Source organism: Prevotella melaninogenica, from assembly GCF_003609775.1.
GTDB lineage: Bacteria > Bacteroidota > Bacteroidia > Bacteroidales > Bacteroidaceae > Prevotella > Prevotella melaninogenica_A.
In genome coordinates this window covers 935,478-958,171 of the sequence record NZ_AP018049.1, presented here as the reverse complement: position 1 = coordinate 958,171, position 22,694 = coordinate 935,478, and the positions used below count along the sequence as shown (strand labels likewise).

The 22,694-nt window shown below is 41.5% G+C and carries 17 protein-coding genes; 9 read left to right on the top strand and 8 right to left on the bottom strand.

All coding sequences use genetic code 11. The features are described from left to right. Positions 1-36 precede the first annotated feature (36 nt). Together PMEL_RS03840 and PMEL_RS12525 are read left to right on the top strand one after the other, a co-directional pair. A complete protein-coding gene (locus PMEL_RS03840; RefSeq protein WP_120174053.1) occupies positions 37-2,373 on the top strand; it encodes a hypothetical protein in 2,337 nt (778 codons plus the stop codon). Next, entirely contained in the window at positions 2,370-4,667 is a 2,298-nt protein-coding gene (locus PMEL_RS12525) for an outer membrane beta-barrel family protein (protein ID WP_120174052.1), read from the top strand. Before PMEL_RS03840 ends, PMEL_RS12525 begins: the two co-directional genes overlap by 4 nt. Before the next feature lie 344 nt (positions 4,668-5,011). Here the strand turns inward: PMEL_RS12525 and nrdD are convergent, their stop codons facing one another. Further along, the gene (gene nrdD / locus PMEL_RS03830; protein WP_120174051.1) at positions 5,012-7,171 is read right to left on the bottom strand and encodes an anaerobic ribonucleoside-triphosphate reductase; all 2,160 of its coding nucleotides are present in this window, start codon (positions 7,169-7,171) and stop codon (positions 5,012-5,014) included. Between the two features lie 501 nt (positions 7,172-7,672). On the opposite strand from nrdD, the gene PMEL_RS03825 reads away from it, so the two are divergent. The 5 genes from PMEL_RS03825 to PMEL_RS03805 all read left to right on the top strand — a co-directional run bounded on the left by PMEL_RS03825 (position 7,673) and on the right by PMEL_RS03805 (position 12,769). After that, positions 7,673-8,386, top strand: a complete 714-nt coding sequence (locus PMEL_RS03825) for an HAD family hydrolase (protein WP_120174050.1) — start codon at positions 7,673-7,675, stop codon at positions 8,384-8,386. Between the two features lie 101 nt (positions 8,387-8,487). Further along, the gene (locus PMEL_RS03820) at positions 8,488-8,688 is read left to right on the top strand and encodes a hypothetical protein (protein WP_120174049.1); all 201 of its coding nucleotides are present in this window, start codon (positions 8,488-8,490) and stop codon (positions 8,686-8,688) included. 358 nt (positions 8,689-9,046) lie between these two features. Next, the gene (locus tag PMEL_RS03815) at positions 9,047-10,438 is read left to right on the top strand and encodes a LysM peptidoglycan-binding domain-containing protein (RefSeq protein ID WP_120174625.1); all 1,392 of its coding nucleotides are present in this window, start codon (positions 9,047-9,049) and stop codon (positions 10,436-10,438) included. A 27-nt stretch (positions 10,439-10,465) separates the two neighbouring features. Beyond that, positions 10,466-11,215 (top strand): porin family protein, encoded by a 750-nt coding sequence (locus tag PMEL_RS03810; protein WP_120174048.1) that lies wholly within the window; start codon positions 10,466-10,468, stop codon positions 11,213-11,215. A 24-nt stretch (positions 11,216-11,239) separates the two neighbouring features. After that, the gene (locus PMEL_RS03805; protein WP_120174047.1) at positions 11,240-12,769 is read left to right on the top strand and encodes a peptide MFS transporter; all 1,530 of its coding nucleotides are present in this window, start codon (positions 11,240-11,242) and stop codon (positions 12,767-12,769) included. Between the two features lie 386 nt (positions 12,770-13,155). Here PMEL_RS03805 and uvrA read toward each other — a convergent pair whose 3' ends face one another. Further along, positions 13,156-16,032 (bottom strand): excinuclease ABC subunit UvrA, encoded by a 2,877-nt coding sequence (gene uvrA, locus PMEL_RS03800; RefSeq protein ID WP_120174046.1) that lies wholly within the window; start codon positions 16,030-16,032, stop codon positions 13,156-13,158. 152 nt (positions 16,033-16,184) lie between these two features. Between uvrA and PMEL_RS03795 the strand changes: the two genes are divergently transcribed. Next, on the top strand, positions 16,185-16,589 hold the full coding sequence (locus PMEL_RS03795) for a hypothetical protein (protein WP_120174045.1): 405 nt from the start codon (positions 16,185-16,187) through the stop codon (positions 16,587-16,589). Positions 16,590-16,655: 66 nt separating this feature from the next. Here the strand turns inward: PMEL_RS03795 and PMEL_RS03790 are convergent, their stop codons facing one another. The 6 genes from PMEL_RS03790 to PMEL_RS03765 all read right to left on the bottom strand — a co-directional run bounded on the left by PMEL_RS03790 (position 16,656) and on the right by PMEL_RS03765 (position 22,166). Further along, positions 16,656-17,321, bottom strand: a complete 666-nt coding sequence (locus PMEL_RS03790) for a hypothetical protein (RefSeq protein WP_120174044.1) — start codon at positions 17,319-17,321, stop codon at positions 16,656-16,658. 112 nt (positions 17,322-17,433) lie between these two features. Then, on the bottom strand, positions 17,434-17,811 hold the full coding sequence (locus tag PMEL_RS03785; RefSeq protein WP_120174043.1) for a YccF domain-containing protein: 378 nt from the start codon (positions 17,809-17,811) through the stop codon (positions 17,434-17,436). A 294-nt stretch (positions 17,812-18,105) separates the two neighbouring features. Beyond that, positions 18,106-18,615, bottom strand: coding sequence for a nitroreductase family protein (locus tag PMEL_RS03780; protein WP_120174042.1), 510 nt, complete (start codon positions 18,613-18,615; stop codon positions 18,106-18,108). A gap of 82 nt (positions 18,616-18,697) precedes the next feature. Continuing rightward, entirely contained in the window at positions 18,698-19,735 is a 1,038-nt protein-coding gene (locus PMEL_RS03775; RefSeq protein WP_120174041.1) for a DHH family phosphoesterase, read from the bottom strand. A gap of 160 nt (positions 19,736-19,895) precedes the next feature. Beyond that, positions 19,896-20,807 (bottom strand): sugar phosphate nucleotidyltransferase, encoded by a 912-nt coding sequence (locus tag PMEL_RS03770; RefSeq protein WP_120174040.1) that lies wholly within the window; start codon positions 20,805-20,807, stop codon positions 19,896-19,898. A 651-nt stretch (positions 20,808-21,458) separates the two neighbouring features. Continuing rightward, complete coding sequence (locus PMEL_RS03765) at positions 21,459-22,166, bottom strand: DNA alkylation repair protein (protein ID WP_120174039.1); 708 nt, start codon at positions 22,164-22,166, stop codon at positions 21,459-21,461. A gap of 223 nt (positions 22,167-22,389) precedes the next feature. Between PMEL_RS03765 and PMEL_RS03760 the strand changes: the two genes are divergently transcribed. Then, on the top strand, positions 22,390-22,659 hold the full coding sequence (locus PMEL_RS03760; RefSeq protein ID WP_120174038.1) for a co-chaperone GroES: 270 nt from the start codon (positions 22,390-22,392) through the stop codon (positions 22,657-22,659). The last annotated feature ends 35 nt before the right edge of the window (positions 22,660-22,694 follow it).

Below are 22,694 nucleotides of genomic sequence, written 5' to 3'. Positions count from 1 at the left end.
TCGCCCTCCCTGCTTCATAATTGTAAGAAGCATCCTATGAGAACCTGTAGAAATCTTGGAGTATTTCTCCTGTTTGGTCCGTTCTTCCTAACTGTATTCGGTCAGAATCAACCGGATACTGCACAAGACTTGGAGGTAATCCATTCGGTACTGCCTCAGGACCAGCCATACATGCTCTTTAGCAAGGGAGTCTATGAGACAGGTGAAGATATGTGGTTCAAAGCATGGCTGTTCGACCGCTCCTTTTTAACACTGTCGAATAGGAGCCGGACTCTCTTTCTGAGAATCTATGATTCCACCGACAGTCTTGTGTGGAATGAGAAATATCCGATTTCCGGTGGGCGGGCTGAGGGACACGTTTTCATCGGGGAGAAATGGAATACTGGGGAATACCGGGTGGAAGGATATACTCAGTCTTCGTTCTATGCAGACAGCACAGAAGCCATCTTTCCTCAAAAAATATGGGTTGTTGACCGAATCGACAAACAGAAACCACAAGACACGAAAGCTATACAGCAGAGAGATAACATCAGACTTGGCTTGTATCCAGAGGGGGGCTATCTGGTTCAGGGTATAAAAAACTATGTTGCATTTAAGACAACAGACAACCAAGGTATGCCTGCCCCCTTGAATGGCTGGCTATGTGAAAATGGAGCGAGGATATTGGACATAGAAAGCTATCATGACGGAATGGGGCTCTTTTCGTTCGTCCCTCAAGAAGGAATCCGCTACACGGTACAACTAACCAATGGGCAAGAGTTTCCTCTTCCCACATCTCTCCGTTCGGGCATGGTAATGCATTTGGAACACACAGACAGGAAAAATGTTGTGTTCTCGGTGAGGCAGCCCAAGGGAAGCATGCCCCGTCGTATAACTCTATTTGTGCAGATGCGTAATGTGCCCTGTTGTCGGGCCAAAGGCATACTTCGGGATAGCCTCATCATCACTTTGCCTACGAGCGAGTTTATCGGACAGGGAATTGCCGAGGCAACCCTTTACGATGAGCAGCAGCGTCCGGTAGCTGAAAGGTTGTTCTATGTCTTGCCTGATAAACAGCTGGCGATAACAGCTCGTCCGTCGAAAGAAGTCTATTCACGCCGTGATAAAGGTAAAGTAAGGATACATGTGACCGATTCCGAGGGAAAACCGGTACAGGCAGAAATATGCGTGAGTATCTTTGACAAAGCTTACATGAGCCAAGCCTACCGGGAAACGATGCTGTCCTATAATTTACTCTCAACCCAGATACGTGGTAATATTCATCACCCCGCCTACTACTTCGACCGGAATAACCCGGACAGATTGCATGCTTTGGACCTGTTGCTTCTTACGCAAGGGTGGCGGCGGTATACCTGGCAGGAAAGTCGGAAGGACTATCATGGGAAACCATTCCTATGTGACAGCATCATCGGAAGAGAAACCGTGGGAAGTCGTAAGATGAAAAGAAATACCACCAACGGAGGTGAGCAGGTGATTCAGGTGTTCGGACCTTCCGGGGATAGTCAGTTCCTATGGACCGATTCCGTGGGCAACTTCTCTGTTCCCGTGTCTGTCATGAATACACTTCGGGGTGGATATGTCTATATCAAGCCACTTCTGGGAAAAGAGTTCAAGCCACATCTGACGCTCTCGGATGGTACGGTACTGATAGACTCCATAAGGAAGTCGAAAAAATCATACCAATCTTATTTGAACAATGTCGAGAAAGAAAAGAAAGACGCGGAGCTTGTCACAACCCAGACAGGGACAGTGCTGCTGAACGAGGTACTTGTCACCAGGAAGCGCAGGATTCCCTTCAGGGATAAGTTCATGGGGAGGCTGGATAGCCTGGTAAATATAAATTTAGGCCCATGGGTCTGCAAACACGGCTTTTTAGAAAACTACAAAGAGGGATATTCCCACTTAATGGGAGATGAAAGAGCACCTGTCCAATGTGCTCAACATAGTAGAGATACTTTAAATGTTCGGAGGAAACCCGTTATCGGAAAGATGTATCGGATTATAAAATACGAACCTAATACACAGGGAATATGGATCGTCAAAGATGTCGAGGACATAAAGTATGAGGGTCCTATCTACACCGATGAGGAATTGCTCCGTATGAATAACATCACGCGTGTCAAGGGCTACTATGGCCAACGCGAGTTCTATACGCCCGATTCCGTGGAGATGCTGTCCTCGCTACCCGATGCGCGGAATACATTGCTATGGAGTCCCTCTGTTCTGACTGACAAGAACGGAGATGCCATCGTGCCATTTTGGACATCTGACATCAATACGCAGTTTATAGGAGTCGTGGAGGGTACCGATGGTCTGGGACTATTAGGCAGTAACACTTTTGAGTTTCATGTATCAAAAACCATGGAAGAATGAAGACGAGAATATTTGAAAGCCGGACAGTAGGGCTGATATTCATGCTGCTGTACATAGCCAGTACGGGGGGTGCCTCTGCACAGACTCGCAATGACACCCTCAGTCAGATGAGAGACTCTATCGTACATCTGAAGGAGGTACAGGTCAGTGCCTCACGTCCGCTGATAAAGGCAGAGCTCGATAGGATAATCTATCATGCAGCCGATGATCCCGACAGCAGGAGCATGACGCTGTTGGAAATGCTGCGGAAGGTGCCTATGGTTACGGTAGAGGGGAATGATGTCGTGAAAGTAAAGGGCAGTACTGATTTTAAGGTATATGTGAACGGAAAGCCAAACACCATGATGAGCAACAAGCCCACGGAGATGATGAGGACCATCCCCGCTTCGACCGTCAGGAAGATAGAAGTCATTACGAATCCCGGTGCCAAATATGATGCGGAGGGCGTGGCAGGGATACTCAACATCATTACGTTAGGCAGTTCGAAGCTGGAAGGCTACAACGTCAGTCTGGGCGTGGGAGTAATGAATATAGCACAAAGTGCAAACGTGTCAGGACTGGCTAAGGTCGGGAAATTAACTTTTTCATTCACGGACGGAGTAAGCTATTCCAAACCACCCAAGGCATGGCAGGAGACGGAACGCACAGGTAAAACGCTGTCGGCAGCAGGACAGATGCACTCCTACTCTGATTATCAGGTCAAGGCACCCGCCCATTTCATGGAATTGGGCGGCAGCTATGAGTTTGACAGCCGCCACTTGATCAGTATGACGGCAGGAGTAGAGAACTACACAGGGAAAAGCCGGACGGACATGCACACTGATATGTACGACGGCAATGGTGGGCATAGATACAGCTTCGATAATGAGCATGCGTCACGCAATCGAATTAATAGCCTGTACGCAGGAATCGATTACCAGCACACGTTTGGCAGACATGGCGGTGTCATAACGCTGTCGTATCGCTTTTCAGCAGTACCTTCCACCGTTATGTCCTCCAGCCTTTATTACTGGCAAAAAGGCCAGACACCGGATTTAAGTTTCAAGGACCTGTGTACCACGTCCGATCTGCATATGGACGAACATACCAGTCAGATAGACTATACCGTAACCAGAGGTGGAAAGCATACATGGAGTGTGGGGGCTAAATACATCCATCGCAACCATAAGAGTGACAATGTCGAAGCTACAAGAACGGCAGGTACGGAAGAACCTTTTGCGGAAGACCAGAGTCCGTCTCTTTCTTACAGGCAGAAGACCGACATTTCATCCGCATATGCGGAATATGCCATACAGCACAAGCAAATATCAGGAAAGATGGGATTGCGTTATGAGCATTCTTCGCAGAAAGTAAGCTATCCTGAAGATAACCTCCTGACGCGTTATGAAAGTTTCGGTGCGCAATTCGATAACGTGGTCCCTTCCTTGTCAATCGGCTACCGTATAGGGGAGACACGGATGCTCACGTTCTCTTATGCCATGCGCATATCACGCCCCAACATCTGGAATCTGAATCCCTATGTAGACCGGACGAATCCTACAGTCATCAAGACAGGAAACCCTGACCTGACCACATCATCCTCGCATAACCTGAGCCTCTCGTTCAACTCGTTTGCCCGGCGCTTTGGAATAAACATGACGGCAGGACTCGACTTACAGGATCGTGGCATCATCGGCTACTCCTATTGGGGTAATCCTGTCTCCCTGACCGACAATATAATAACAGGAGAAGATGCCACCCTTATCTCCACGTATGGCAATCTGCTCAAGAGAAGTAATGTTTATCTGAACCTTTACATCCGGTGGGCACTCTCTGGGAGCGCCACCTTGAATGTCAATGCAAACGGAGCATATACCAATCTTAAAAGTTCACAGCTGGGACAGCATAATAATGGATATTCAAGCAGTCTTTCGGTCAATTTACAGAAGAACCTACCGTGGAGGTTGAGAATGGTGGCAGGTTGTTCGCTGAACAGCCGAAGCTTAAATCTGCAAGGGTATACCGAAGGCTCCATGATGTACCGTCTTATGCTGATTCGTTCTTTCTTGAAAGACGACAGGCTGACGGTGACCGTCTATGGAAATAATCTGTTCCAAAATGATTTGCGTATAGAACAGCTTACCGAAACTGCCGACTTTACAAATCGCTTTACGAATGTAAGACGTGACTATCGCAGCTTCGGTATAAACGTCAGCCTGCGTATAGGAAAGCTGCATGATAAGGTGAAACGCACATCGAAGAGCATATCAAACGATGACATCATCATAGATGGGAATCCAAGAAACCAGAAATAGTAAATAACTGAAATCCCCCCCTTAAAGCACGGGCCTTTTCTCATTTCCTTTTGCTTGTCGTTCTCATATCCATTGACTTTTAACACATGACTAACTGAAGTTATGCAGTGTGTCCATATACCTCATCCCATTTTAGGGTGAGTTTTTTAACAGTGTTGTGTGTCAAATAAGTGGTTTTGTGGATACCTGGATTTATTTTTGAATGTTGCAGTATGAAATCTATGAAGAGGAATTTAAACAAATACGGACACACATAAGCGTGTGTCCGTAAATGATTCTAAGGTATTAGACGTGAAGTCTGTCAATCCTATTCGTAAGTTAAAGCGTTTTTACTATAATGTCTGTTATGCGTTCTTGGTTTCAGTAATCACTTCCTTATATAATTTCTCCTTTGTGGTCTTAACTGTATATTTATCTTCTCCAGCATAGAAACGGCGGTGTGCTTCTTCTTGGCGAGGTGCTGAGAAGTTGCTAACACGTTTCATGTAGCCGATGATACGGGTGAGGTAATCAACATTTTTAGACTGGCAATGTGGACATTCGTGTATATATCGTTTGTCAATATGACCACAGTCGTTGCATACCGTGTTAGGAATGTTGAATGTGAAGTAGTTACACCCCTCTTGTGCAGCTACACGCAGCAACTGTCGATACTGTGTTTCAGAGAGGTGCTCCTCAAGGTTCATGTGAAGAGCAGAACCACCCGTTAGGTGTTCTATATAAGGTGCTCCGTGCAGTTTGAACTTGTCGAGAATTGTCAGCGAGTTATCCTCAACGCGATAGAAATAGCTGTTATAGCAGCTGCGTGGAACAAAATACCCATCTTCGGAGTCCCATTTAGCATGCTTTACACCTACATTCTCTGCAGGAATCATCTCGCAGTTGAACATAGCTTCCTTTGTACGGAAGGCCTTATTCTGTGTTTCTATCAATCCAAGTACGGTCTGTACAAACTTCTTATACTCCTCATTAGGTGTGATGTCAAGTCCCATGAACTCTGCTGCTTCTACAAGACCATTGATACCAATTGTGAGGTATTGGCGGTCAATGTTAATATATCCAGCATCAAAGAGTGGTAACATGTGATTACGCAGCAACTCCTTAAGGTTTTCATTGTATGCTAATTGAACCTTATGGCACAATTCGATGATGTGGGTTAGATACTCCTTATAATCAAGGTTATTATTGACTGCATACTGAATACAGCGGTTGAGATTGATAGTCAATACACTCTTCGAGCCTGTTGAGACGCCACCAGCACCGAGCGTATAAGAGAAACCATTGTCTTGAATCTCGTTACGCAGACGGCAGCATGAACTGAGTGAGTCAGCATTATTGCTCATATATGTGAAGAAACTATGTCCTTCAGAATACATCTTAGCAGTAAAGTCACCCCATTCCTTATCCTTACAATCACCATCCTCGGCTAATAATGCCATTGTTTCAACAGGGAAAGTGAGAACAGTCTTCAGACGCTCTTGATTGAACCAAGTCATAAAGCGTTTTTGTAACCAAGAAAGACTCTCCCAGTCAGGCTGTGAACCATCTGGGAAATAGAAGTTTCCAAAGAGAGACTCGAAGTATGGTCGGTCGTAATATGATATGTTCCAGAATACAGCTTGATAGTTGCGAGCACCTGTAGGCTGGTTGAGCGAATAGACTATTTGCTCAAAATAATCAGTAATTACCTTGTCTATTGAACGTTTTCTAAGGCTGAGATCAACTACTTCATTAGCACGCTTCCAGTAGTCTTCACCATATTCTTTTTGTATAAAGTAATTCATATACATAAGGAACTCTGGTGTTGCGCAGGCACCAGCAAGCATAGAAGAAACCATGAATACCATGTTGATAAATCCTCCACAGAAACTCTTAAGATTGGTTGGTGCTGTAGAGTTGCCTCCAATAGAGGTTGTACCGCCAATCAGCCAAGGATACATGGTGATTGAAGCGCAATAGTTTGCGAGGTTAGTCTCATCATTCTTATATATAAAATGGTGGTTAAGGAGGTCGATGTATTCATCAGCCAAGTCTTTACCATACATTTTCTTAATACGATCAACAAGTAGTCTACGGTTGAGACGAATAAAGCCTTGCTTTGGAAGTTCGCCGATAAGGGTAGCAATATTCTTGTGTTCAACATTGGCGTTAGCATCAAATTTTGAGCCCGTTGCTGCGTTAGAGGCTACACAATAGTCTGAGAGGAATTTCATCTTTTCAAGTGTCTCACGATCTTCTGTGTGCTGCTGGCGATAGACAATGAAACTCTTTGCTACATGATAATATCCTTCTTTCATAAGTGCTAACTCTACCTGATTTTGAATATCCTCTACCTTGATGTCGTTTTGGATATTCAAGTTAGCAATGATTTTTGATAATGTACCCAAGTCGGTAGGCTCGTTGACACTTTCGAATGCCTTGAGGATTGCATTCATAATTTTGTCGAGGGAGAATCGATCCTTTGACCCATCACGTTTTGTGATTGTAAAATTCTTTATTTCCATTGTTGAATTAATATTTTTAGGAGTTTAATTTTCTTACGATATTATTTTTAGAGAGTGTGATTCTAATACACTAAAGTAAAGCAAAAGTTTTCAGTTTTGGATAACTTTTTTTAATTTGTTGTTTATAAAGTTTTCCATTTTGATAAACTTTCTGATGCAAATTTATATAAAACTATTCATTTGGCAAAGAATAATTGAGCTAAAAAATATTGGATAAATTACTAATTATCTGTGCTTTTAATTGTGAAACGTTGGTGGCATAAGGTGTTGAAGTTTATTTCACTCGATGAAATATTTTTTTTATTTAGATGTTCTTGTACCTAAAAAAAGAATCATTTAAGATGTTTACTAAACTATTCTTTTATTACATCTACTAAGATATGTTTGTGAAGAAGTTTTTTAGGGATGAGATACTTGGTTAAATATATAAAGTTATTTTATGATTGTTATTTGCTTCACATATATAAATAATGTAATTTTGCAGGTGGAAATAATAAAGTTATGAAAGATATATCATTGATAGCCTTTGATGCAGACGATACCTTATGGGAGTGTCAAACATATTTTGAGGCAGTAGAGAAAGAGTATTGTGAGGTTCTTAAGCCTTATGCTTCGGCTGATGAAGTCTCCAAAGCTCTTTTTGCTGTTGAAACGGCAAATATGCCACTTTTGGGTTACGGTAGTAAGGCTTTTTTGTTGTCACTATTGGAGAATGCAATAGAGGTAAGTGAAGGAAAGCTAAAAGCAAAGGAGGTTAAGAAGATTATAGATTTAGGCAAAGGACTTCTCGAGTTACCAGGAAGGCCAATGGATGGCGTTGAAGAAACATTGAAAGTCTTGCATGATACAGGAAAGTATCATTTAGTTGTCTTTACGAAAGGTGAACTACTTGATCAAGAGAATAAGTTTCATCGTTCTGGCTTAAGTCCATACTTTGATAATATTATTGTTGTTTCAGATAAGACAGAAAAGTCTTATCATCAGTTGTGTGATCGATATTCTATTGATGTTGACCAACTATTGATGGTGGGAAACTCTTTTCGTTCGGACATAGAACCTGTGTTAAAACTTGGTGGCTGGGCTGCTCATATCCCTTTTCATACTGTATGGCAGCACGAAGTCGTTGAGGAATATGATCACCCTCATTTGTTGAAATTGGAGTTCTTTACACAGTTAAAGCATGTTTTATTAAACGGCTTTGTAAACTGTTGGTGAATCTTTTGTAATAATTTCATTATATGTCGATTATTTTATGTAAGTTTGCATCACAAAAACAATAAGGATATAAAATACATATTAAACTAATCATTGATTAAATGTTAGCACCACAAATTGAATTTTCAGATCGAGAGGAGCGTATTGAGTTCATTCAAGAACGTTTTCATTGTAAATCACCTGCATGTGGTGGTTGTGGTTCATGTAATCTTCCTGATGGTGTACCTGCTGTAGAGTATTTTGCTGATTATATAGATGGTAAGGTTGAATTTGTTAAACTTGCTGCAAAGATTTGGGAGTAGGAATTTTTCTTCTTCCAGATAATCTAATATTAAGGTGAAATGCAACTCATAATAGCTTTTTGTTTATAGTCCGCACTATTGGTGCTTACCCTTCGCACCATTGGTGTTTGCCCTCCGCACCACTGGTGCTAAGCACTATCACCATGAAACATAATGGTAGGAAATGGTAATAGATACTGTAAATTAATATATAATAAGAGATTATAGAAAACATATATAGGAATGCTTTATTTGGCAATAATAAATGATATGCTATAAGCGTTTTTGTGTTTTTTATCATTCTACATCTTTTGATTACAGATTTCTTTTGTATATTTGCAGTTGTAATTTGTTACTGATTGAAAACAAAAGTATGTTTATGAGAAATTATTTAAAATACCTTATGTTATTTTTTGCTATGACTTTTAGTTATAGCGTATTGGCACAAAGTGTTCAATGGCGTGATCAACATAAAGTAAAACGTAAAGAAACTATCTTTGGTATTGCTAAAGAATATGGTGTAACAATCCCACAGCTTCTTGATGCTAACCCAACAATGAAGCAGGCAGGTTATGAACTGAAGAAAGGTGACCTAATCTTTGTTCCTTACTCAAAGGAGGGCGACTTCCTTCCAGATGGTTCTGTAAAAGGTAAGACGGATAAGAAGGCTGCGTCAAAGCCTACTGCTGCTCAGGCTCCTGCAAAGACTGTGAACGCTATTCGTGTTGGTATCATGCTACCTTTGCATAACCAAGATGGTGATGGAAAACGTATGGTAGAGTTCTATCGTGGTGTATTATTAGCTCTTAATCAGATGAAGACTGAGGGGATTAATACAGAAGTACACGCTTGGAATGTACCTAAGGGTGCTGATATTCGTAATACCTTGCTTGAGCCAAATGCTTCAAAGTTAGATGTTATCTTTGGTCCTCTTTATTCAGAGCAGGTAAAGCCATTGGCTGATTTTTGTCGTGCGTATGATATTAAACTTGTTATTCCTTTCTCAATATCAGGCAATGATGTAGAAACAAATCCTAATATTTTCCAAGTATATCAGACAGAGGCTTCGCTGACAAATAAGGCTATAGCTGCTTTCTTGGAGCGTTTCCAGAAATCACATCACCCTATTTTTGTTAATTGTAAGGATGAAACAAGTCAGGTAGGCGACTTTACTACAAGTTTGAGAAAGCAACTTGACTTACAGAAGATTAAGTATAGTCTTACAAGTTCAAAGTCATCTAATGCTGATTTCTCTAAGCATTTTGATGCAACTCGACCAAATGTTGTGATTCTTAATTCTGAGAAAAGCCCACAGTTGAATGAGGTTTTCGCTAAGTTGGCTCAGCTGAAGAAGGCCCGTCCAGGCTTAGCTATCAGCCTTTATGGTTACAACCAGTGGTTTGTTTACCAAGATTATAACCTTGACCAGTACTTCAAGTATAACACTTATATCCCATCTACCTATTATTATAATAAGGCTGCGGATAAGACAAAGGAGTTAGAAGAAAAGTACACAGAGCAGTATGGTGAGCCTATGTCAAGACAGTATATCCCTCGTATGGCACTTACTGGTTATGATCAAGCACAGTTCTTCGTACGTGGTTTGAAGGCAAACGGCAAGAATTTCAAGGGTACTGCTGCAGAAGTTAAGTATCGTCCATTGCAGACACGTTATAACTTTATACGTGTAGGACAGGGCGGATATATCAATGACAACTTCCAACTGGTTCACTTCAAGACAGACCAGACAATGGAGAATCTTGTCTATTAAACAGAAGAAGAGTATCTTATCCAAAAGATGAAGAATAAAATCTCAAGAATATTAGCTATTATCCTACTTGCGTTGCCATTGACAGTAGCTGCGCAAGTAGGTGACCATCGTAACGACTTTGCCATTGGTGTAAATGGTGGTTACGTACTCTCTAACGTAGGTTTCACTCCGAGTGTAAGACAATCCATGCATGGTGACTTCACGGGAGGATTAAGTATACGTTATGTGTGTGAAAAGTATTTCAATACTATCTGTTCTATCTATGGTGAGGTGAACTATGCTTCCGTTGGATGGAAGGAGAAGATTTTGACAGGAACAGATCAGCCAGTAATTAATTCTAATGGGTTGACTGAAGAGTATTCACGTACTGTTAACTACGTTCAGATTCCTGTCTTTGCACACCTTGCATGGGGACGTGAGCAGAATGGCTTTAACTTTTTCTTTCAAGCTGGTCCACAATTAGGACTCTATCTTGGAGAGTCTACTTCTAAAAACTATGATATTCCTAACCTTGCTACTGATGGAACAGGGCGCAGTAATCCAATAATAGCACAGGAGTCAATGCCTGTTGAGAAAAAGTTAGACTATGGTATTGCCGCTGGCTTAGGTATGGAGTATAGTAATCGTCATGTAGGTCATTTCTTACTTGAAGCCCGCTATTACTATGGATTGGGTAATATCTATGGAAGTTCAAAGAAAGACTATTTCGGTAAGTCTAATTATAGCAATATTGTTGTCAAGGCTACCTACCTTTTTGACATTGTAAAAACAAAGTAATAATTAACCTATAATTTTATCATTATGTTTGAGAACCAACCTAAAGCACTGTACGCATTGGCATTAGCCAATACTGGTGAGCGTTTCGGCTATTATACCATGATAGCTGTTTTTTCTTTATTTTTAAGAGCCAATTTCGGGTTATCTGGTGATACAGCTGGCTTGATTTATGGTGTTTTCCTTGCCTTAGTTTACTTCTTGCCATTGGTCGGTGGTATCATGGCCGACAAGTTTGGCTATGGAAAGATGGTGACTATTGGTATTATCGTCATGTTTGCGGGCTATCTATTCTTGTCTATCCCATTGGGTGGAGGAGTAATGGGCTATGCAGCAATGTTTGGTGCTTTGCTACTTGTTAGTCTTGGAACAGGCTTGTTCAAGGGTAACCTACAGGTGATGGTGGGTAATCTTTATGATGCACCAGAACTGTCAGCAAAGCGCGATTCAGGTTTCTCTATCTTCTACATGGCAATCAACATTGGTGCACTCTTTGCTCCTACAGCAGCTGTGAGAATTAAGGAATGGGCTGAGCATTCGCTTGGTTATTCTGGTAATGATGCCTACCATTTCTCTTTTGCAGTTGCTTGTGTGTCATTGATCGTGTCAATGATGATTTACTACGCTTTCCGTAGCACTTTTAAGCATGTAGAAGCTGGTGCAGGTAAGAGTAAGAAAACTGATACAACAGTTGCAGCAGAAGAGCTTACTCCACAGCAAACTAAGGAGCGTATTGTTGCTCTTTGTCTTGTTTTTGCTGTCGTTATCTTCTTCTGGATGTCGTTCCATCAGAATGGTCTAACACTGACTTTCTTCGCCGATGAGTTTGTTAGTCCAAAGTCAGAGGGTGTGCAAACAATGGCATTTGATGTAATCAACCTTGTGATGATTATCTTCATGATTTACAGTCTAATGTCATTCTTCCAGAGTAAAACTTCTAAGGCTAAGCTGATTTCTACTGTTGTATTCCTTGCAGCCGTAGGAGTATTGGTTTATAAGTATCATAACATCGGTGGTCCTGTTGATGTTAGTGCTCCTATTTTCCAGCAGTTTAATCCATTCTATGTAGTAGCTTTGACACCTGTCAGTATGGCAATCTTTGGTGCTTTAGCAGCTAAAGGTAAGGAACCAACAGCGCCTCGTAAGATTGCTTACGGTATGATTATCGCAGGTAGTGCTTACTTGCTTATGGTTTTGGCATCACGTGGTTTGCTTACTCCTAACGAGCAGGATGCTGCAAAGGCTGCAGGCGAGACTGTTCCATTTGCTTCTGGTAACTGGTTGATTGGCACCTATCTTATTCTTACTTTTGGTGAGTTGTTGCTTAGTCCTATGGGTATCAGCTTCGTTAGTAAGGTTGCTCCTCCAAAGTATAAGGGTACAATGATGGGTGGATGGTTTGTTGCTACAGCTATCGGTAACCTGCTTGTCAGCGTTGGTGGTTTCTTGTGGAACGACATACCTCTGACAATTGTATGGTCTGTCTTTATTGTACTTTGTCTTCTCTCTGCTGGCTTCATGTTCCTTATGATGAAGCGTTTGGAGAAGGTTGCATAAAGGTAGCCCCTCACGGAATAAGATTTTATAATATAATAAAAGGCTGAACTCTTTCTTTGAGTTCAGCCTTTTATCATGTAATCATATTTGAATGACCAATATCTCTACCATATAAGTAAGTTGTTTAGCGTCTTACTCTTTTATTATAAGGGTGATAATCCTTCCTTCTTTTTATCCTCTTATCAACGTGTTGTAGCCTAACACATAATGTGCGAACGCTCCGCACATGTTGTGCGGAGCGTTCGCACTAATGGTGCTAAGCACTAAACGCCTAACAATATATTGTTAGAACGAGTGACGTTTATTGTTAGAAAAGAGTTACGCTACCCTAAACAAGGATAGCGTATTTTGTTAAGGGACTTACCCTTCCAGTCTATAAGGTTTACTTACTTTAGTTTTTCAGCTAAATACTTACCCGTCAAACTCTCCTTGCAGCGAGCCACCTCTTCTGGTGTAGCAGCTATTACGAGGCTTCCACCCTTGTCTCCACCATCAGGACCAAGGTCGATGACATGGTCAGCACATTTGATGACATCGAGATTATGTTCAATAACCAATATCGTATGTCCACGTTCAATGAGCGCATTGAAAGCATGGAGTAGACGCTGGATATCGTGGAAATGCAGACCCGTTGTTGGCTCGTCAAAGATGAAAAGCGTTGGTTCTTGCTGTTCCTGTCCGATGAAGTAAGCGAGTTTCACACGCTGATTCTCACCGCCAGATAGGGTAGAAGAACTTTGTCCGAGCTTGATATAACCAAGACCTACATCCTCTAAAGGCTTCAATCTGTTTATAATTGCTTTGCGCTTATGCTCACCGAAGAATTGAATAGCCTCAGATACGGTCATATTCAGAATGTCGTTGATATTCTTTCCTTGGAACTGCACGTCGAGTATCTCACGCTTAAAGCGTTGTCCGTGACATTCTTCACATTCAAGAACGAGGTCTGCCATAAATTGCATCTCTACCGTAATGACACCTGCACCCTTACATTCTTCACAGCGACCACCTTCTGTGTTGAATGAGAAATATTGTGGTGTGAAGCCCATCTGCTTAGATAATTGCTGATCTGCAAATAGCTTTCTGATTTCGTCGTATGCTTTCACGTAGGTTGCAGGATTAGAGCGTGTACTCTTACCGATAGGGTTCTGATCTACAAACTCCACGTGTTTAATCTGTTTCCAGTCACCACCGATAGAAGAATATTCACCTGGTGTGTCGGCAACCTCATCCAAATGACGTTTGAGAGCAGGGTAGAGAATACCTTTCACAAGGGAAGACTTTCCGCTACCACTGACTCCTGTCACTACAGTAAAGACATTCAGAGGGAACTTTACGTCAACACCTTTAAGGTTGTTCATGCGTGCCCCTTTCAATTCTATTGCCATATTCCAAGGACGTCGACTTGTAGGTGTGTTGATAACTTCCGTTCCTGTGAGATATTTGATGGTATATGAATGAGGATACTGCTCCAGTAATTGCAGTGATTGAGTATTTTTCTTCTCTTTAATATCTCCCTCTATTCGCTTGATATCAGATACTTTACCTTCGAACACAATCTCACCACCAAGTCGACCTGCATCTGGTCCAACGTCAATCAGGTAGTCAGCAGCACGCATGATTTCCTCATCATGTTCCACAACAACCACCGTGTTTCCTAATGCTTGAAGTTCCTTCAGTACATGAATGAGGCGGTCGGTATCTCGACTGTGCAAACCAATGGAAGGTTCGTCAAGTATATAGAGTGAACCAACGAGGGAAGAACCAAGGGAAGTTGTGAGATTGATGCGTTGACTCTCACCACCACTCAATGAGTTTGATTGGCGGTTAAGAGTGAGATAGCCCAATCCTACGTCTAAAAGGAACTGCAGACGACTTGTTATTTCGGTCATCAATCGCTTACTAACTTCCTGTTCATGCTCTGTTAATTCCAGTTTGTCAAACCATTGCTTAAGATTAATGACTGACATATCAACGAGCTCGGTAATAGCCATACCGCCTATCTTGACCCAAGTTGCCTCCTTCTTTAGCTTCGTACCGTGGCAGTCAGGACAAACAGTTTTACCACGATAACGACTGAGCATGACGCGGTATTGAATCTTGTATTGGTTTTCTTTCAACATTTGGAAGAAAGTATCAATGCAGATACGATCGTGAATGTCTTTCTTTCTGTCGCTTGGTAGACCCTTCCAAAGGCTTTCCTTCTCAGCTTTAGTTAGTTCAAAATAAGGCTTGAAGATAGGGAAGTTGTCTTTTGCTGCACGTCTGCAGAACTCATCTTTCCATGTTGCCATCTTCTCACCATGCCAACATTGTACGCAACCATCATAGACAGAAAGAGAGGAGTCTGGGATAACTAATTTCTCATCGACACCGATGACGCGACCAAAACCCTCACAAGTAGGGCAAGCACCGAGGGGAGAATTGAACGAAAACATATTATCGTTCGGTTCTTCAAAGCGTATGCCGTCAGCTTCAAAGCGTGTTGAAAAGTCATAAGTAAGCTTGGCTGGTAGAATCATCAGTTGCATATAGCCGTCACCCTCATAGAAAGCTGTCTCGCAAGAGTCAGTGAGTCGGGTCAGTGTATCTTTGGAGTTGTCAACTGACAAACGGTCAATAACGAGATAGATATTCTTTGCTTTATCCTTTGCCGTGCTTTTATTGTCATCATTAGCAGGGTTTTGTTCAAGCCAGTCTTCTATGCGGATAAAGTCATTATCTACATAGATACGTGCATAACCTTCCTGCATCTCCATCTCAAGTTGGTTCTGTACGCTTCGTCCTTCAACGATGTGTAGAGGAGCAAGAATACAGAATTTTGTACCTTCTGAGTACGACATCACTTTCTCAATGACATCTTCAACAGAATGATGCTTTACCTCTTCGCCAGAAACAGGACTAAAAGTCCTACCTATACGAGCATAGAGAAGACGGAGGTATTCGTATATTTCGGTAGAAGTACCCACCGTTGAGCGTGGATTACGTGAGATAACCTTTTGCTCAATAGCGATAGCAGGGGGGAGTCCTTTGATGAAATCGACCTCAGGCTTAGACATTCTGCCTAAGAACTGACGGGCATAAGCTGAAAGACTTTCCACATATCTGCGTTGCCCTTCAGCATAAAGTGTGTCGAAAGCAAGCGATGACTTGCCCGAACCTGATACACCAGTAACGGCAACAAACTGGCCTTGAGGGATTTTTACATCTATATCCTTTAGGTTGTTAACCTTAGCCCCTTTTACCTCAATATATTTATTCATAATTATCAACTTTATTCTACATTTATCCTTACAGACTCTTAAAAGAGATTTAAAGGACGAATAGTAATATGCAAAATTACAAAAAAACTTTGGTTCTTTCTGATATTTACTTTATATTTGCAGCCGATATTATATTTTAAAAGAACACAATTATGAGAGTTAAGAAATTATTGGTTATTGCTCTGATGGCCCTCCCAATGATGAGTATGGCACAGAGCTCATACGAGCAGATAGGTGAATCTGCAAACAGTACACAGTTTGAGAACAAGCAGAATAGCGCAGCTTACCAGCAGTGGTTGAGCCAGTATGAAGAGTGTGGTCAGCGTATCAACGATATATCTGAGCAGTATCAGCGCGAAGTTGACAAGCGTGGCTATCCAAAGAAGAAGACTGTTAAGGCGAAGATGGCACTGGTTAATCAGTATATCAGCCTATTGCAGCAGCAGCGTGATTCTCCAGAACTGAATCAGGGGGTTGATATTGACAAGGTGAATAGCAAGATTGCTATGTGGCAGGAGCAACTTCAGGGTTTGGCTGCTTTGCTGAAGAAGATTTAAATCATATTTTATTGTAATATTAAAAGAGCTGTAACGGCATTGGCAGTTACAGCTCTTTTCTTTGTTTTATTGCTCTTCTCCATCTGTGTTAAGCAGAATCTTCTTGCTTCCTTTCTTTGCTTCGAAGTAAGGTGGTTCGTCCCTTAACGTTATACTGTCATAGATGAAAGGTGCTACAATGGTGTCTTTCCCATCAGGAAGTATCAAGCCAAGCTTACCATCCAATTGGGCTATGAGTGGCATTGTTCGCAAATCATCAACATAGACATAACAAGTACGAAGGAACTCATACTTCGGTTCAACGAGTGTACGTCCTCTGTGGTCAAGGATACCAAACTTTCCTTTTCGTTCGATTACCTCATGATACTGAATGTATATCTCACGGATAAGATTCAAATATTTCACCATCTTTCTCTTATCGTTGACCAATGTAACGAGGTAATCGAATGTGTCAGAGTAGTTTGCCATCGCACGAGCTAAGACAATCTTCATGTCTAATCCCTTGATAGCCTTGCGGTTTAAGTCAATATATCGTGCAATAGCAGCCTCCTTTTCCTTCATAGGTAGGTCTTTCAGATGCTCCTCAAAACGTAGCATCTGTTGTTTACTGCCGTGCATGGCTTTGATGTATCTATGTATCTGACGCCCCATTTCCATGCACACGAAATGTCGAATCTGCTGTTCCTCTATAGGGTCAGCGTATTCCTGATTGAAATTGTCTTGCGTAATCATGGGCTTTTCTCTTTTGTTTTTGCCAAAGATACTGACTTTTGATAGTTCTACCAAGAATTTAAATGATTTTAATTTAAATGATTTTGAAATGTCTTTATTTTCGGCTTTAGACTTAAAGATGAAGCTCAACATCTTTGCCAAAAGGTGTAAGGGATAGTCCAGCCATTTTGAAGTGTTGCTTGGCAAATGGAATACCTATAATTGTAATGGCAAGGAGGATACCAAAGAGAATGTGGGCTAAGCATGCCCATAAACCACCAAAGATAATCCAAATGATATTGAGTGGAATGGTGATACAGCCTGAAAGACTTTCTCCTTCTCTCACTTCTGCGCCAAAAGGCCATAGGCACAGGAGTCCGAGCTTGAATGTTTGTACTGCAGCTGGTATGCCGATAATGGTGATGGCAAGTGCTAAACTACCTGTAAAATAACCGATAGCAGCCTCTAATCCGCCGAATATCCACCAAATGATGTTTCCAAAAATACGCATAATTTATTGTTGAATTAAGATGTTTATATGCAGATAATCCCTCTGCTTGAATGTTATAAGCTAAGTTTTGAACCAGAAGTCAATAGTATCTTACTTTCATGCTGGCGTCATATTGAGTTGTGCAGAGCGTCAGCACTATTGGTGCGAACCATTAGCACCATAGGTGCGGAGCCTTAGCACATCAGTTAAAAGTAAGGAGAATGATTCGTTATGGTCATTACATTATATGAATAAGATGCTAATAACAACCTATACAGCTTATGTTCAATAGACAACAGAAATCTTTTATAAAGATTATATGATGTCTGTAATTTCTTCCAAAGTCTTCCGTTTCTTCTCATTCGTTGGGCAGTCATCTGCTATGTGACCGATAGGAATGATGGCAACAGGCTCAAAACCTGTATATGGAAAGGTCTCCTTCAGTTTGGCTACATTAAAGTTACAAACCCAACAACTGCCTAAGCCTCGCTCTGTTGCAGCTAAGCAGAGGTGTTCTGTAGCAATTGCAACATCAATGTCACCATGTTGTTTGTTATCTTCCTGGCGTATCCAGTTTTTGTCAACCTCGCGCATACAAATGATGTAGAGTGGTGCAGACTTGAACCATTCGCGGTTGTAGCATTCTTGTAGTTGCTTGCGTGCCTCATCCGACTTCACAACAACAAACTTCCATGGCTGTTTATTGACAGCTGATGGAGCCATACGTGTCACTTCAAGAATATATTGTAAGTCTTCTTCTGATACTGGTGTGTCACTATATTTGCGTACTGAAAAACGCTTTTGGGATAGTTCTAATATATTCATAACCTGATAAATATAAGCTTTCCAATGTGGATTTAGCTATGAAGTGTATTGTTGTTTATACTCTCACAATAAAGGATTTTACTTATTGTAACTCCTCTTTATAGTATAGTATCGCCTTAATGGCAATCTGTTCAGCTTCCTCGATGGTGCAATTTAGTCTTCCACCTGATGCGTCAGCATGACCGCCACCATTGAAGAACTTTGCTGCCATTGGTTGACAGTGGAACCCATTGCAAGAACGAAGACTCACGAGTACGGTCTTAGGTTTCTCTGTATCTTCTCGCAATGAGATACTTAGTTTGAGCCCTTTAATCTGCTGTGGAATATTCACAAGTCCCTCCATATCTCCCTTGATAAAATGGAACTGTGCCATCTCTTCTTTTGTTACGGTATAATAGGATGCGTGCAACTCCTCAATCACCTTCATCTTGTTGAGGATGATGTGTGCACGGAGGCGGAGGGCATTGGTGGAGTAGTTGTGGAATACACGGTTATAAATCTCGTCCTTGTCAATATTCTTTGCAAGAAGCTGACCGATAATATAGAATATCTCTGGGCGTGATGAATTATAGGTGAAGCCACCTGTGTCTGTCATCATACCACAATAAATGCAGGACGCACATTGGGTTGTCATCTTCTCGTAGCCATCTAACTGACTAATCAGGCGGAAGACAATCTCACATGTACTTGACATTTCTGGATGTGAAACCGTCAATGCGTTGTTTGTTTCAGGTTCTAAGTGGTGGTCGATGAGTAGGCGAGGGGCTGTGGAGAACTCCAAAACCTCTTGCATTGCATCTACACGTGAGTTTTGGTTGAAATCAAGACAGCAAACGAGGTCTGCTTCCTTAAACGCCTTCTCAACCTCCTTTGGTCGTCTGTCATAACGAATAACGGAATTATGTCCCGGTAGCCAATGCAGAAAGTCGGGTGTAGCGTCAGGCATACACACCTTAACGTTGGTCTTGCCAATCTGTTTTAGAAAGTGCATCCATGCCAGTGACGAACCTGTCGCGTCGCCATCAGGTGACTTATGAGCACAGATTACGATGTTTGTTGCATTGGAGAGAAGATTGCGAAGTGTTGCAATTTCTTCTTGATTCAGTAGGTTTAATTCCATTATAGCTGTCAGCTTTGGTGTGTGTTTGAAAGGTGTTTGGGTTGTTATACCCGATGTGTGTAGAGATGAGAGAAATAAAAAGCCCTGCCTGGATACCCGTCTTACATCTTGAAATGCCGAAGAATGTATGCGGAGATAATACCCAGGCAGGGGTTGTGAATTAGAACAATTTAGCTGGATAGGTTCCATCGTCGACCAGTGACTGAATCTTGTCAACCACGCTCTGACGATCGGCAGCGTATGTTACGCCAAACCACTTGCTGGTAGTGTCAAGCACCTTCACGGTAGATGTACCATCGTTGATGAGCTTGTTTACCATCAATGGGATGAAATATTCAGACTTCTTATTCTCCATATTCTTTGGATCAGAGAGGAACTCCTTGAAGTATGCCTCGCTGTACTCGAAGTAGTCTGGTGTGAAACCCCATACATTCATAGATACAGGAGTGTTCTCACTAACAGCAACCCACTCACCATTGTCGTCTTTATACTTGATTTCGCCATCGCGACGCTCAATCTCTGTACGCTCAACAACAGTTGTCAAGTTTCCTTCAGCATCTGTAGAGCAGATACCACGAGCAACAGTACCATTCTCGCTCAGTGTGTTACCTACGCGGAAACCAACCATTGCGTATTTATCTCTTGCACCCTCTGGGAGGTCAGCAAGGAACTTACCAATAACCTTGAAGCAGTCACGGTTGTAGAAGTCGTCACAGTTGATAACGCAGAAAGGCTCTTTGATAACATCCTTTGCCATCAAAACAGCATGGTTTGTACCCCATGGCTTCTCACGACCTTCTGGTACAGAGAATCCTTCTGGCAATGCATCGATGCTCTGGAAAACAAGTTCTGCAGGGATATGACCCTCATACTTTGAGAGAACTTGGCTGCGGAACTGCTCTTCGAAATCCTTACGGATAACAAAGACAATCTTACCAAATCCTGCTTGGATTGCATCATAGATAGAGTAGTCCATAATGGTCTCGCCATTAGGACCCAATTCGTCGAGCTGCTTTAGCCCGCCGTAGCGGCTTCCCATACCTGCCGCAAGGAGTAATAACGTAGGTTTCATTTTCTTTTTTATATCGTTAAACTATATATTATGTTCTGAATGCAAAGGTAAGAAAAATATGGGATATATTATTATTTTGTGTTATGAATTATGAGAGTTAAATATGTTGTTCGTTTTTATCTTTTTCAAGTTTAATTCAAATCACTCGTTAAACTCTAACATTTATCATTCTTATTCAGAATAGTAATGCTTGATACTATCTTTCATTTTCTTATCAATGCTTCGTCTATCTTTCTAACTTTTCGTACTCTGCATCGTATATATTGCAAAGTGTTATGTCATATAAAGGTACCCTTATTTTTTAGCTTTCTGAAAGGTAATAATGTTCTTGGTGTTTTGAATTTTGTTTACATTATTTCTTGTCTTATATCTTTATAAATAAGCAAAAAACACTGTTTTGAGTGCTCTTATAACTGTCTTGTTATTAGATAGTTACAGGGTTGGATTTTAAAAGGTGCTTACTTGGGTTTGAAAAGGGCGTTAGTTAGGCTTCAAAAGGGCATCTTTTGCAAGTCAATTGGGCGTTAATTTGAATGCAATTTGTGCTCTTTTAAAAATGAGTATGTGAAAAAATATGACAAAAGAGTTGTTTTTACTCTCTCTCTGACCGTATGATTAGCATCCAAATGGGAGTAATAGAGTGGGGAAGTGTTAGGCACGTTTCATGAGAATAGCGCGTTCTTTGGGTGAGAACTTCTCTATTGCATAACGTAGCATGGTACGGGGCATGTCTGCTCGATGGCTCATAACGTAGTCATAAAGACGCTTTGAATCTCGTTTCCCTGCTTCACGAAGCATCCATCCAATAGCCTTGTGCATGAGGTCGTGTGGGTGGTGCATCATCAGGTCGCTTAGTGCGTATGTGTCTTCTAATTGACCTTTACGAATAAATGCGTATGTTGATACGATTGCGATACGATTATCCCATAGTAGTGGACTTTGAGCTAATTGGTAAAGAATGTCACGTGACTTGTCGAGCAAGTATTCGCCTATGATGAAGCGACAGGATAGGTCAACAAGGTCCCAGTTGTTGATATGCTTGGTTTGAGAGAGGTAGAGATCGAAAAGCTCTTTGTGTAATGCCAAGTCTTTCTTCTTACTTTTCTCTACCATAATGATTAAGGCGCAAAGGCGCACTTCATGCCATTCAGACTGTATTAGTTCTTGTATCTCGGCTAAGGAAATGTCTTTGTGCTGCTTCGCAATAGCTCTAATATTGGGTACGGTGACACCTAAAAAACGGTCGCCTTCACCATATTCTCCTTTGCCAGCCTTAAAGAACTTAGGGAATATCTCTCGCTTCTCCGCATCTGATAGTGCTTGAAGTTTATTTGTTATAGTCTTGGTAAGTTGCTTCATAGTAAATCCTTTTTTGTTTTACCAACTTCTTTATCTCTTGCAAAGATAATTCTTTATTTTGTTTTATGGACTAATTGAGAAGAAGAACTGACAGGTTGTCAGATAATATTCTTATAGTTGTCAGTAAGTCTGTTTGGCATAGTTTTCGTATAAAGTAAGGCGAAACGACTTCTTAGCAGGTCGTAAACAAATTGATAATTAAAATCTTAAAACATATACAATTATGACAATTAAACCTTTAGCAGACAGAGTCCTCGTGCTTCCAGCACAGGCAGAAGAGAAAGTTGGTGGTATTATCATCCCAGACACAGCCAAGGAAAAACCACAACGTGGTAAGGTGGTTGCTGTTGGTAATGGTACCAAGGATGAGGAGATGATTCTCAAGGTTGGCGATGAGGTGCTCTATGGTAAGTACGCTGGTACGGAGCTTGAGAATGAGGGTGAGAAATATTTGATGATGCGCCAGAGCGACGTATTGGCAATTGTTGAGTAACACTTCTCCTATCAAAAGGTCTTAAAATAGCTGTA

What these genes read in the sequence shown, in the direction of transcription:
- PMEL_RS03815 (WP_120174625.1), top strand. Translation starts at nt 9,047, where the DNA reads ATGAGAAATTATTTAAAATACCTTATGTTATTTTTTGCTATGACTTTT.
- PMEL_RS03825 (WP_120174050.1), top strand. Translation starts at nt 7,673, where the DNA reads ATGAAAGATATATCATTGATAGCCTTTGATGCAGACGATACCTTATGG.
- PMEL_RS03795 (WP_120174045.1), top strand. Translation starts at nt 16,185, where the DNA reads ATGAGAGTTAAGAAATTATTGGTTATTGCTCTGATGGCCCTCCCAATG.
- uvrA (WP_120174046.1), bottom strand. Translation starts at nt 16,032, where the DNA reads ATGAATAAATATATTGAGGTAAAAGGGGCTAAGGTTAACAACCTAAAG.
- PMEL_RS03780 (WP_120174042.1), bottom strand. Translation starts at nt 18,615, where the DNA reads ATGAATATATTAGAACTATCCCAAAAGCGTTTTTCAGTACGCAAATAT.
- PMEL_RS03775 (WP_120174041.1), bottom strand. Translation starts at nt 19,735, where the DNA reads ATGGAATTAAACCTACTGAATCAAGAAGAAATTGCAACACTTCGCAAT.
- PMEL_RS03810 (WP_120174048.1), top strand. Translation starts at nt 10,466, where the DNA reads ATGAAGAATAAAATCTCAAGAATATTAGCTATTATCCTACTTGCGTTG.
- PMEL_RS03805 (WP_120174047.1), top strand. Translation starts at nt 11,240, where the DNA reads ATGTTTGAGAACCAACCTAAAGCACTGTACGCATTGGCATTAGCCAAT.
- PMEL_RS03785 (WP_120174043.1), bottom strand. Translation starts at nt 17,811, where the DNA reads ATGCGTATTTTTGGAAACATCATTTGGTGGATATTCGGCGGATTAGAG.
- nrdD (WP_120174051.1), bottom strand. Translation starts at nt 7,171, where the DNA reads ATGGAAATAAAGAATTTTACAATCACAAAACGTGATGGGTCAAAGGAT.
- PMEL_RS03760 (WP_120174038.1), top strand. Translation starts at nt 22,390, where the DNA reads ATGACAATTAAACCTTTAGCAGACAGAGTCCTCGTGCTTCCAGCACAG.
- PMEL_RS03820 (WP_120174049.1), top strand. Translation starts at nt 8,488, where the DNA reads ATGTTAGCACCACAAATTGAATTTTCAGATCGAGAGGAGCGTATTGAG.
- PMEL_RS03765 (WP_120174039.1), bottom strand. Translation starts at nt 22,166, where the DNA reads ATGAAGCAACTTACCAAGACTATAACAAATAAACTTCAAGCACTATCA.
- PMEL_RS12525 (WP_120174052.1), top strand. Translation starts at nt 2,370, where the DNA reads ATGAAGACGAGAATATTTGAAAGCCGGACAGTAGGGCTGATATTCATG.
- PMEL_RS03770 (WP_120174040.1), bottom strand. Translation starts at nt 20,807, where the DNA reads ATGAAACCTACGTTATTACTCCTTGCGGCAGGTATGGGAAGCCGCTAC.
- PMEL_RS03840 (WP_120174053.1), top strand. Translation starts at nt 37, where the DNA reads ATGAGAACCTGTAGAAATCTTGGAGTATTTCTCCTGTTTGGTCCGTTC.
- PMEL_RS03790 (WP_120174044.1), bottom strand. Translation starts at nt 17,321, where the DNA reads ATGATTACGCAAGACAATTTCAATCAGGAATACGCTGACCCTATAGAG.